Consider the following 12,683-nt stretch of genomic DNA (forward strand, 5'->3'; position numbering starts at 1 on the left):
AGCGTGAAGCGGGTACTGCCTGCCATGTGGACAGAACCATCGCTCGTTTCATGCCGGCGGCGCTCACAGCGCGGCTACGGCATTCTTCAGTGTGTTCAGGTACGGCAAGTTCTCGAGCACGGTGTCAGTGTCGATACCGAAGTCCACGAGGCAGGCGATCTCGTCGACACCGATGGATTTGAGCTTTGCGGCGAACTCCAGCGCCGACTCCGGGGTACCCAGCAACGCACTGGTGCGGTGATAGCGGTGGAATGCGTGCTCGAGCAACGTATCCATATCGCTCGGGCTGATCCGGTCGGCATCGATGCCGACCTGCGTCGCAAGATTGCGGAGCAGATCGATGGACTGGGCCAGATAGCGCTTGAAGGGCTCTTTCGCTACCTTCATCACGCTTTCCTGGTCGCTCGAAATGAAGGTGTGGATCATCACGGTGACGCGTCCCGGCGTCGTGTAGCCCGCGGCCGCGCGCGTCTGCCGGTACAGTTTGATTTTCTCGGCCAACGACTCGGGCGTTTGACCGGTGAGATGAGACAGTACATTGGCGCCGATCTTTCCTGCTGACTCGAACGTCTGCGGACTCGTGGCCGCCGTGATCCACACGGGCAGCTCACGCTGGATCGGCCGCGGCAGGCAATTGACGGTGATGTCCTCGCCGACACCGTTCTTGCGTGTCACGGGAACACCGCGCCAGAGACCACGGATCTGTTCAATGCCGTCGTACATGAACTGGTGACGCGTCTGGTAATTGGCCGGCGCCAGTACGAAATCGTTCGGCTGCCAGCCCGACGCGAAGGCCAGTCCGACGCGTCCGTCGGACAGGTTGTCCACCACGGCCCATTCCTCCGCCACTCGCAGAGGATCATTCAGGGGCAACACCACGCTGCCCGCCCGCAGTGCGACGTTCTGCGTGATTGTTGCCAGCGCCGACGCCATCAGGGACGGGTTTGGATACAGGCCGCCAAACTGGGCAAAGTGCCGTTCCGGCGTCCACACGGCCTCGAAACCATTGCGGTCGGCGAATTTCGCACCTTCCAGGAGCAGCCGGTACTTGTTTCTGTCGGCGACGCCTTCGTCGCTGGAGAAATAGAACAGGCTCATCGACACACGGTTTTCATCGCCGCCGCGCTCGCCCGCACGCTGGCTGTGCAACAGCGCCCGCTCGATCTCGCTGCGCAGACGCTTGACGTCCAGCAGCAGGGACTTGTCCTTGGGCGGCGCCGTCACCTTGATGCTCAGTTCGCCGTTCTCGATGGTCAGCTCGATGCGCTCCTCGGCGCAGCGCTCAAGAATCTTGTCGACAGCCATTACGCAATCTCCGTTTCAGTTCGGGCTGACTGGTTCCTGCCGGGCGTCCCCGCCTGGATTGAACGTCTCATCCAGGGTCCGCACGCGTCGGCGATGCCGTGGGGTTTGCCGCGCAGCGCGCCTAACTCCGGCGCAGGAAAGCGGTCAATCCGGAAATAGTCTGGTGAACGTACAAATCCCTCAAACTCAAGCCCGGCAGCCCGCGCTCGCGTGCCTTCGTCGACAGCCGGATGGCAAACAGCGAATTGCCGCCAAGGTCAAAAAAGTTGTCGCCGACGCTGACCGGCTGGTCGAAGAGCTCCGACCAGATCTCGACCAGGTGGCGCTCGACGTCCGTCTCCGCATCCTCTGCCGGTGTGCTCGGCGCGGCCGCCCCCTTCGGCGCAACGGCGATACCGATCGAGCGCTCCGGCGATCCGGACCGCTCGATGATGTGACCCGCCAGTTTCTGCTGGTCGAGCTTTCCATTGGCCGTCAAGGGCATCGACGACACGCGCGCGATGGAGGTGGGCAACATGTAGTCGGGGAGTTGCTGGCTGGCGTGCAACCAGACATCCCGGACGCTGCCTTCGGCGAGAACAATGTAGGCATCAATACGCGCGGTCGCCGCGTCGAGCTTGTCCTTCTGGCTGAACACCGCGGCGGCCGCCTCGACGCCACGGCAGCGCAACAGCACATTGCGGATCTCGTCCAGCTCGATGCGAAACCCGCGCAGCTTGATCTGGTTGTCCAGGCGCCCCAGGTGCAGCATTTCCCCGCTGGGCAGCAGGCGGCCACGGTCGCCGCTGCGATACATGCGGCCGTTGCCCAGGAGATCAGGCATGAAACGCTGCTCGTTGAGTTCGGGCTTGTTGTGGTAGCCCAGGGCGACGCCACTGCCACCGACATAGATCTCGCCATCAATACCCGGCGGGAGCACAGTTCCGTCCGGACCGAGAACATAGGCGTGCCAACCGTTGATGGGCCGGCCGACGGAGCGGGAGCCCTCCAGGGCGTGACTGCGGCGAATTTCCTTGGCTGTCACATGGACGGTGGTTTCCGTGATGCCGAACATGTTGATCAGACGGCACTGGCTCTCGGGGTGCCGATCGAACCACGGCAGCAGCGCACGGGCATCCAGAGCCTCGCCGCCGAACACCACCAGGCGGAGCTGCGGGCCAACCGGATGTGCGCGGTCTGCGGCCATCAGCTGGCCGAACGCCGATGGTGTCTGGCTGAGCACCGTGATGCCCTGCCCGTTCATCTCGCGGATGAATGCTTCCGGATTGCGCGAGGTCTCGTGCGACACCACGTGCACGCGCGCACCGGTCAGCAGTGCGCCCCAGACCTCCCACACCGAGAAGTCGAAGGCAAAGGAATGAAAGAAACTCCAGACGTCGTCCCTGGTCAGTGCAAATTCGTCCTGCACCGCGCCCAGCAGCGCCTGCACGCTGCGGTGCGCGATCAGCACGCCCTTGGGGCGCCCCGTCGATCCCGAGGTGTAGATCATGTAGGCGGGATCGTCGATGGACCACTCCACGGGGTGGCCCTGGTCAACCGGCACTGATTCGGGCGACTGGCGCAGCCACTGCGACATCGTGATCGACGCGAATGCCCCGCCAGGGGCATGGCCATCGTCAAAAATCGCCAGTTTCAGGCCCGCGTCCTCGCAGGTGTAGGCGATGCGATCCGCCGGATAGTCCGGATCGATCGGCACGTAGACAGCGCCCGCCTTCATGATGGCCAGCGCGGCGACCACCATATGGCGGGAACGCGCCACGCACAGGCCCACGTGATCGGCACGGCCAATTCCGCGCTGCGTGAGATACGCTGCAAGACGGCCGGCCTCGCGCATCAGCTCAGCGTAGGACAGGCAACCTTCCGCATCGCTCACTGCAGGCGCGTCGGGCTGTTCAAGCGCCCGCTCCGCGATGCGTTGTTCGATGCGTTGCGGCGCCAGCAGCTGTTCGGTGCGCGAACGGTGCCCGAGCGCCAGAACAGCGCTCTGCTGGGTCGAATCGAGCAAGGGTATGTGCGCGACCGGTGTATCCGGCGCTGCGGCGACGGCCGTCGCCACGTTCGCCAGGCAACGCAGCAGCCACTGTGCATCCTCGGTGCCGATGGCAGATTGGTCATAGTGCACCGCGAGCGACACGTGTCCGTCCGCGGCATCCTCGACCAGCAGCGTGATCGGAAACGGAGGTCGCACGAATGCCTGATAGTGCAAGGCGCGTACACCGGGCATCAGCGATGGCAATGCACAGCCGGCGAACAGGCCAACCAGGAATGCCGGCTCGCCACTCCACAGGCCGGCAAGCGCAGTGACCCGTTCATCGGTCAGCCAGGCGTGCGCAACCCCGCCGCGCAGCGCGGGCGATGCGTCAAGCGGACACAGGGCCCACCCGCTGCCGGTGTCGAGACCGGGAATGTCGGCGTTGTCGATCATGACCGGCAGACTCGCAGCAGGCTGCTGATTGAACGCGCGGAAGACGCGCGACAACGCAACGGACAGCTGCGCCAGGTTTGCGGGAAACACGATGGACTCGGTCCGCGCACAACCACTCCCGGTACCCGCGGCTGCCCATGGGGTGATCGGCGGATAATCTGCCCAGTTGACCTCGATAGGCGGCGACGCCTGCGCCCCGGGCGTCGCTGATTCAAACGATTCACCGGTCGCCAGCTGCGTGAGAATGCGGATCAGCAGTGCCTTTCCGATGCAGACGCGGCCTGCGGTGACGATGAGCGCCGCCGAGCCGTCCTCAAAGCACAATTGGACCGCCCGCAACAGCGCTTCGGACTGCGGCGCCGGGCACCTCGCAGCCTCCCGTTCGCACTGGGCTCGCGCCGGCGCGCTGTCGTGGCGATGGGGTACGTCGTCCAGGAACAGGTGCATCGGAAGCGTGCCGAGCTCTGGTCGCAGCGCGCGCACCGAGGTGCTCATGCGATCGAACCGGGCTTGCAACACGGATCGCTCGACTGGCGCGTGCAATTCGGCGCACAGCACATGGGTTCGCGCACCGGTGTCGTCGTTGACCACGCGCGAGAACAGGCTGCCGACTCTGTCGTTTACCGTACCCGACGCAGCCAGGTGTTGCCGAAATGACATGAATTGCCCCTAGAACCAAATAATCGCTACGAACGGTGCTGTTTCGCGGTCAGCGTGCAGTGAAACCCGCATCGACCGTGACGACACTGCCAGTCACCCGGCGGGCCGCATCCGAGCCCAGCCAGATGGCAGCATCGGCGATGTCTGCCGGTTCAATCAGCTCATTCATGGGTTGAGACTGGACGAAGACGCTTTCGTGCTCGGCCACATCCACATCCAGCGAGCGCGCGATCTCCGAGAGCATCCGACCTTCCACGTGATCGGCGTCACGGACCGAACCGGGACAGATGGCATTCACCCGCACCTTGACCGGCCCGTAGTCGAGCGCGGCCGCCTTCGTGAGCCCGACAACGCCATGCTTGGCCGCAACGTAGCCGGAGAAATGACGGTAACCGACGGTGCCGGCAGTCGACGCGATATTGACGATGCTGCCCGCGCGCTGGGACGTCATGATCTTCCCGACGGCTTTGAGCATCCGCCAGGCGCCATTGAGATCGACATCTACCATGAGGTTCCACTCCTCCTCGGAAATGTCGTGGACGACTTTTCCGGAGGGCGCGGCAATACCGGCGTTGTTCAGCAGGATGTCGATCCGGCCGAACCGCGCCATGGCTTTGTCTACTACGCGCTCGATCTCATCGAGGCGGCGCACGTCGGCAAACTCCGACAGCACCGATGCGCCGTGCTCCCGGCACGCCGCTTCCGTGCAGGCCAGCTGGCTGGGCGTGCTCAGTGGGTATGGCACCCCGGCAATATCGCCGGACACGTCAATCAGGACGAGGTCCGCGCCCTCCCGGGCAAACGCCACGGCGCACTCGCGACCCAGGCCACGTCCCGCACCGGTCACGACGGCCACTTTCCCTTTCAGTCTCATGGCGCAATTTCCAGCGCCGTCGCCACGGCTTGACGCGCAAAGGTGGCAATCCGTCCGAGCAGAGGACCGGCGTTACCGATGAAGTACATGTGCCCGCCTTCGAGTTCGTCGTGGCTGACCGCTCCCGTCGACGCCTTGCGCCACAGGTCGACCTGCGCTCGCGAAACCAGCTGGTCGCCAGCACCGCGCACTGTCATTACCGGTACGGAAAGCGGTTCGCCGCTACGCGGAACGTAGTCCTCGTGCATCCGCACATCGGCACGCAGCGTCGGCAGCAGCAGCTCACGCATCATCGGGTCGCTCAGCGCCTCGTGGTTGTAGCCGGAGAACTCCGACACCTTCGCCAGGAACGCCTCGTCGTTGTTGAATCCGGTTGCCCGGTCGCTGCGCTGGGTCCATGGATCTGGCGACCCGCTGGCCACCAGGCCCAGCAACTTGCCGCGACCGGGGGACTCCAGCCGGCGCGCCAGCTCAAAGGCCAGAACTGCACCGAGGCTGTGGCCGAAAATGAGGGTGGGTGTATCCAGCGCATCGTCGGCGAGCAGTTCCTTCGTCAGCTCGTCCACCGCACGGTGCACGTCCACGTGCGGCGTTTCCAGGAATCGCTTCTCCCGTCCCGGCAGCTGCATTGCGCGAATCACCAACGACGGTTCGACACCTTTCCATTCGTTGAAGAAGGACGCACCGGCACCGGCGAAAGGCAGGCATATCAACTGAATCTTTTCCATTCATTCACCTTTGGTCTGTCCGGCGCCCGTCGGGCGCCTGGCCAGGGAAGAAAGTCGGCAAGCCTGCAGCGGGCACGACCAGGCACGCTGCCACTTCCAGGACTCGGATGTCTCAACCGAAGGTCTGGCCTCTGAACGGCCATCCGCCGGGACCACACGCCAATGCGCGTCGCACGTGATGCGGCGAGCCGCCCTGCTCGACGCGATGTGCGGAAGCCCGACCGACGCCATCGTCGCCGATCACCACGCACATCCCCCTTGCATATTCAGCCACCGGCGGCCGGCGCTGCCTGGGCGCGCCGGCCGCGTCATCACTCCATCCAGGTTCAGTCAGTACGCAAGGCGAAAATCGGCCAGCGCGTGATAATGGTGCGCAACGTCAGGTAGCAGGCCGCCGCCACTGACACCACGATCACAACGTAGCCACCCGCTCCAGCACTGAAAGACAACGGCAATTCATATCCGGCGTACTTCGCCAGCAAGCGGTCGGACACGACAAGAATGACCAGGCTCGCCAGCGCGCCGTACAGGAAGAGCACGCCGTTCTCCTGGTAGATCATCCCCGCGATGCGGCCGGGCCCCGCGCCGATCGACATCCTTACGCCGAGCTCGTATCGCCGCAGCAGAATGCCGTAGTTGAGTACGCCGTAGATGCCGATGCTGGCCAGCAGGACCGTCAGCAGGCCCAGACCTATAGCGACCCAGACGATGAACACATCCTTGAGGACCAGTGCGTCGTAGATATCCCGGACCCGTTCGTACTCGTACAGATTGAATTGCTTGTGCACGCTCGACAGCACATTCAGGAACTCCTGTCGCGAAAGCTCTGCACCCTCATTGAGCTGCACGATGAAACGCAGGCCGCTGAAACGGGTCGCGTACAGACGAGGTGTCGGCGCGGTGCGCGGAATCGCCACGTCACGCACGATGCCGATGACTTCGTGCGGCTTGAATTCCTGCTCACCGCCACTTTGCCAGTAGACGTACTTGCCGATTGCATCGCCGGACGGGGCGATCTTCCGGGCGAGTTCCTCATTGACCAGGACCTTCTTGGCCGAGTAGTTCACGTCATCGCGGCTGAAATTGTTACCGCGCACGATCTCCTCGCCCATGACGCCCAGGTAGGCGTCGTCGATGAGGTTGGTCGCCACCGACAGGGAGTCACTGCCCGCCGCATCCAGTTTCAGTGCGCTCGTCCAGCGATTACTCATCATCGGCACGAACAGCGCACTGCTCACCTGCTTCACCTGAGGCAGCTGCTTGAGTTTCCCGGTGATATCGTCGATGTAGCGGATCCGCTCTTCCCGGCTGGGCTGCATGGAACCGACGCTGAGGTTGGCGAATACCAGGTTGTCCACGCGGAACCCCGGATCGCGCGTCACCGTCGCGTAGGAAACCTTCAGCACGCTCGCGATCGCCACGAGCAGAAACGCGGCCAAAGCAATCTGACTGACCACCAGAAAGTTGCGGATCGCCGAAGACACTTGCAGACCCGAGCCCTTGCCACTGGCCTTCAGCTGGCCTGCAAGACGACGGTAGTCCAGCACATGCGACACGATGCCCGAGAAGGCCAGTGCCAACGCCGTCATCAGCACCAGTGCAACCGCGATGGTCGCCGGCGAGATCGTCAGCTCGGCAATTCGCGGCAACTGTCCGGCGACCTTCTCCTTCATCGCCCCGGTAACGACGGTGGCAAGCACCAGGGCCAGCACCATCGACGTGCAGACCAGCAGCAGGTGCTCGGCGAAGACCTGTCGAAAGATGTGGCTCTTCCTGGCGCCGAGCGTCGCCTTGATGGCCAGCTGGCGCAGTTGTTCCGCGGCCCGCGACAACAGCAGGTTGAAGACATTGATACAGGCAATCAAAGCCAACGCAAAACTGCTGCTCAGGAATAGCAGGGCCGATACCTTGCCGTCCTGCACCAGGTAGGATTTCAGGCCCTGGACCTGGAAGCGATAGTCGCCATTCTTGAGAAAGGACGACCCACGGCTTTCCTCGCGGAACCGCTCGCTGACCAGGCCGTTGAGCATCTGCTCGGCATCCATCATGCGCTGGCCCGGATTCAGCAGCGCGAGGACCTTGATCTGGTCGGTGAAGCCCACCCAGTTCTTGCGCGCATCCTCGGCCCAGGTATTGAATTCCCAGGGCAACCAGATCTGTGTCTTGAGGCCAGCCTGGAACAGCTCCGGTTCGATGAAGCTTTCCGCGGTGACGCCCACGATCCGATAGGACACGTCGTTGATGACGACCGTTTCCTCAAGGATGTTTTCGCGGCCATTGAAATACTTTTGCCAAGCCTCGTAGCTGAGGATCGCCACCGGATCCTTCGAACCCACGCCGTTGCCCGCTTCCAGCGGACCGCCCTTCGCAAAGCGCGTGCCCAGCATCGGGAAGTACTTCGGCGTGGCGTTCGTGACGCGCAGCTTTGGCCTGGCGTCGATATTGGTGACGATCTCCTCTGCATAGTTCACGGCCGCGACCGCAGCGACGTCGGCATGCTTCTCCACATGCTCGGCGATGGGGTAGGCCATCATGTCCGAGAAACGGGTCTCATGGTTCTCATAGACATTCGCGACACCGACGACCAGTCGGTCCTGGTCCGGGTACGGCAACGCCTTGAGCAGGAGAACCTGGTTGAGGTTCACCATGCAAAGCAGAATGCCGAGGGTGACGGCCAGCGTTGCGATAATGCTCAGGACAAACAGCGGTCGTTTCCGGAGCCCGACCCATGCGTCGGAAAGCTCATAGGCCAGGATCATGCGGCGACGCCTTGCAGGCCGCCACCCGCACCGTGTGCTCCCTCACCCGGCAGCTGGATCTTCCCGTCCAGCAGGTTGATCTGCGTGCGCGCGAAATTCGCGTAGCGCGGATCGTGCGTCACCATGCAGATGGTCGTTCCGGCGGCATTGAGCTGCCCCAGCAGTTCCATGATGGCGTCGCCGTTGCGCGAATCGAGGTTGCCGGTGGGCTCATCGACCAGCAGAACGGCCGGCTGCGCCACGAGAGCCCGGGCGATCGCAATACGCTGCTGCTGGCCACCGGACAACTGGTTCGGCTTGTGACCGGCCCGGTTCTGCATCCCTACCTTGCCGAGGCAGTCGTGCACGCGCGCCAGGATCTCGTCGCGGCTGTATTTCTTCCGGCTGTAGCGGAGCGGCAAGGCGATGTTGTCGGCGACAGAGAGCTCGTCGATGAGATTGAACTGCTGGAACACGAAGCCGATCTTCTCGCAGCGGATCTCCGCGCTCTGGCTCAGTCCGATCTTGCTCACGTCAATGCCGTCGAGCCAGTATTGTCCGGACGTCGGCGTGTCCAGCAGGCCGAGGATTGACAGCAGGGTCGATTTTCCACAACCGGAAGGCCCGGAGACGGACACGTAGTCGCCTTCGAGGATATTCAGGCTGACGTCCGCCAATGCATAGGTGTCGACTTCCTCGGTCGAAAACACCTTGCTGAGGTTCTCCACCTTGATCTTGGGATTGCTCACGACTCGCTCCGGAAGAATGTTAGATCCCTGCCACAGTCCAGCCGACCCCTTGCGCCGCTACTTCTGCCGACGCCCGGGGCGGTCCCGCGTTCCACTTCAGTCGACGATCGAGACCGACTTTTCCGCGGCGTACTTCGACACGTCCGTCAACACGACCTTCGCGCCACCGACAAGCCCTTTCTTGACCTGGATGAGCTTTCCTGACTCCTGCCCGAAGTCCACGGACACCCGTTCTGCGGAATCACCGCTCTTGTCGAGCACGAAGACGTTGACGGAGGAATTGGGCGACACATTGGCCGGGCGATCGACGAACAAGGCGTCGTCGTAGGAGCCCACTTCAATCACCGCGTTGACGTTCAGGTTCGGACGCGCGTTGTCGGGCAGGGTCTGCGTGGGCTGCAGCTCGACGGTGACGCTGCCGTCCACGACACCCGGGTTGATCTGCACCACCTTGGCCGGAACCATGTTCCCCCCGACCGAAATGCGGGCGCTCTGGTCGATACGGACGGAATCGCTCTTGGACTGGGGGATCTTGATCAGCGCATTGAGATCCTTGTCGCCGCCGACCAGCGCCAGCTCCTTCCCCGGTTCAATGCTCTGGCCCAGCTCGACGTACAGCAGCTGCAGCGTGCCTTCGTTCCCCGCCCGCACGGTGAGCTTGTTCTTCTGGTCGAGAATCTTCTCGTAGGCCAGTCGCTTCTGTTCGACCAGCTTGTTGCGGATCTCCACCTGCGCGCGGTTGATCTTCTGCAGAGTGGCATAGCGCTCGCGCTGGATCTTGAGGTTGCGCTGCTGCTGGGTGACCTTCAGGTTGATCTCGGCGTATTCGATGTTGCTGAGAATGCCCTGCTTTGCTACCTCTGCCAGCGCCTTCTGCCGCATCTCGACCAGTTCAAGCTGGGACTGCGCCTCGAGCAGCTTGGCGTCCTCGTCCTGGAGCTCGCGCTGCTTGGTCAGGGCGATTTCCTCCACCGAGATCTTCTCGGCCTCCAGCTGTTGCCTGGCAAGGTCCAGGTCCTGGTCGATCTGGGGGTTGGACATCCGCAGGATGACGCTGTCAGCCGTGACCTTTGCGCCCGGCTTGAGAACGACCTCTTCCACCGTCGCCTTGCTGACACTGGTAATCAGACGCTTGCTGCTCGACTTGAGTTCGCCGTAACCGTCGACGGTGATATCGAACCGCCCCTTCTTGACCAGACCAACAACCAGGGCATCCCGGCTGATATTCGTCGAGGACGTGCCGGTTCGCATCGCCATGCCGAAAACGACGACACCAATCGCTCCGAATATTGCCAGCCAGCGCCTTGATGCATACCACTTCTGGACGGATCCGGCATTTTTCGACTTAATAATATCCATTGCGTCCTTGTAATTTAGCCCAAGCGTGTATTTTCGCTCAAAATTCGTTCAAGCCCGTTACAGCGCAAGCCGACAGAATACGGCCATCCTGGATAAATGCCGGACCCGCCCCTGGCGGCATCGTTCAGATACCACCGGATCGGCAAAAAAATCCCGTCGGCTAGGATAGGCACAAAGTTGCCACTGGTAAAGGCGAACTTTGCGTGAATAGCGACGGGCAGCACCTCGCACTTACGCTACGCCCGGCGCCATCTCGTACTCCCTGCTGCCGAACAGTGGCTCGGCCTCCAAACCGATTTCGCGACACTGTTCCTTGAATAGCGCGACTTCTCGCATCTGGGTCGAATTTTCATTGTAGTCAATGCCCATGAAGTACTTGTACCAGGGCTCCATGCCCAGCGCGTACACAAACACGCGCTTTGGCCGGACCATGTCGATCACGTCAAACGCCTGTTTTGCGTCGGAACCGTTGAGCCGCCGGCTCTCCTTGACCGCCTTGCCGACCTTGCGCGTAGCCAGGGCGCCATACAGCCAGGTATAGGGCGCGCCGACGCACTCCATGCCGATGGCGTAGACGTCGAGGTCGGTGAGGTATTCCTTGAGGTTGGCGTACAGGGCGATATCCGGATTGGCCGAGTCGGCGCCGAAGAACATCTTTCGCCCCTCCAGCCGCACCAGCCAGGCCGACTTGCTGCGGATATCCAGGTCTCCGTGCTCGCCGAGGAACGGGATCGCGGTGATGCTGCCGCCGCCGACGGCGACCTCGTCGCACTCGTCCATCTCAACGACGTCGAACCCGAACTGCCTGAGCAAGAGGCGCAGGCTGGGGTCGGTGAGCTTGCCGCCATTGCTCTTGGGGACCAGCACCCGCTTGATCTTGTGGCGCAATTGCAAAAGGGTTTCGAAGTTGACGTGGTCCTGGTGGTTATGCGTCAGGCACACGTAATCGATGGTTTCGGGCAGGTCACTGAAGCCGATGATGGCATTCGGGTCGGCCGGGTCCCGGGTCGCGATAACCGGGTCGATCAGGATCGAGACCTCCGGCGACTGCACCAGAAAGCCCGCATGGCCGGTGTACTGGAGCCGCACGCCCGACTCGACCGGACGCGGCTGCCGGACGGGCTTGTCCGTGGTGAACAAGTCCCGGTAGTGCAGCCCGCCGGAACACGCATGCCCCGCGAACAGCGCATCGATTTCCCCCTCGGGGATCGGATGCTGGCGGGCCTTGAAGACCCGGTCGACGATCCCGGCGTTGAAGTCCGCCGAGACCTGCAGGTGGTTCTCGTCCGGCAACCGGGGCGTGCTCAGCACGAAGGGGCGGCTGCCGACGCGCGTCAGCGACCCGAACGACAACCCCTGCAGTTCCGGCTTGTAGAAACCACTGCGGTACAGCAGCGGCTCGATCAGCCGGAATGTCGCGCGGTGCTCGCGATCGAAGACCAGCTCCACGTAGCCGCGCAAGGGGGCCGGCACTTTCTCGTACAACGGCGTCAATGATTCGCCGCTGGTGTGCTTGAGCAGCAGGTCATCCAGCTCGCGCACGGCATTGGACAGCGCCAGCAGGTCGTGCTGGTCCGTCTCGACCCGGTCGACGAGGCGTTTGATGTCGTCGACCTGCTGCTCGGTACAGGACAGGAACTCCCCGCCGGTCAGCGTCGGCTCCTGCGCCGCAATGATATGCAGCTGATAGTTGTTCACGAACGACTTCATGATCCGCAGGTGCGTGTTTTCCACGTAGCGCGCGGCGGTGACCGGCGGAATCAGGTATGGCCAGGCATACCATTGATTGAACAATGGTTCGAAGTAGACGTCTTCTCGTAGATACAGCGCGCGCTCACTCATATC

General features: G+C 62.8%; 8 protein-coding genes. All 8 read right to left on the reverse strand.

Features of this window, described 5'->3' with window-relative positions; genetic code table 11:
* Window positions 1-63: 63 nt before the first annotated feature.
* A complete protein-coding gene (locus N4264_RS15780; protein WP_261693195.1) occupies window positions 64-1,305 on the reverse strand; it encodes an LLM class flavin-dependent oxidoreductase in 1,242 nt (413 codons plus the stop codon).
* A gap of 121 nt (window positions 1,306-1,426) precedes the next feature.
* Window positions 1,427-4,390: a non-ribosomal peptide synthetase gene (locus N4264_RS15785; protein WP_261693196.1), complete on the reverse strand. Its 2,964-nt coding sequence runs from the start codon at window positions 4,388-4,390 to the stop codon at window positions 1,427-1,429.
* A gap of 49 nt (window positions 4,391-4,439) precedes the next feature.
* Window positions 4,440-5,264, reverse strand: a complete 825-nt coding sequence (locus N4264_RS15790; protein WP_261693197.1) for an SDR family oxidoreductase — start codon at window positions 5,262-5,264, stop codon at window positions 4,440-4,442.
* Window positions 5,261-5,992, reverse strand: a complete 732-nt coding sequence (locus N4264_RS15795; RefSeq protein WP_261693198.1) for a thioesterase II family protein — start codon at window positions 5,990-5,992, stop codon at window positions 5,261-5,263. The genes N4264_RS15790 and N4264_RS15795 overlap by 4 nt, the downstream gene beginning before the upstream one ends.
* Before the next feature lie 326 nt (window positions 5,993-6,318).
* Window positions 6,319-8,751, reverse strand: coding sequence for an ABC transporter permease (locus N4264_RS15800; RefSeq protein ID WP_261693199.1), 2,433 nt, complete (start codon window positions 8,749-8,751; stop codon window positions 6,319-6,321).
* Window positions 8,748-9,479, reverse strand: a complete 732-nt coding sequence (locus N4264_RS15805) for an ABC transporter ATP-binding protein (RefSeq protein WP_261693200.1) — start codon at window positions 9,477-9,479, stop codon at window positions 8,748-8,750. The genes N4264_RS15800 and N4264_RS15805 overlap by 4 nt, the downstream gene beginning before the upstream one ends.
* A 96-nt stretch (window positions 9,480-9,575) precedes the next feature.
* Entirely contained in the window at window positions 9,576-10,838 is a 1,263-nt protein-coding gene (locus N4264_RS15810; RefSeq protein WP_261693201.1) for an HlyD family secretion protein, read from the reverse strand.
* A gap of 231 nt (window positions 10,839-11,069) precedes the next feature.
* On the reverse strand, window positions 11,070-12,680 hold the full coding sequence (locus N4264_RS15815) for an MBL fold metallo-hydrolase (RefSeq protein WP_261693202.1): 1,611 nt from the start codon (window positions 12,678-12,680) through the stop codon (window positions 11,070-11,072).
* Window positions 12,681-12,683: the final 3 nt, after the last annotated feature.

It is taken from the genome of Tahibacter amnicola (genome assembly GCF_025398735.1).
GTDB lineage: Bacteria > Pseudomonadota > Gammaproteobacteria > Xanthomonadales > Rhodanobacteraceae > Tahibacter > Tahibacter amnicola.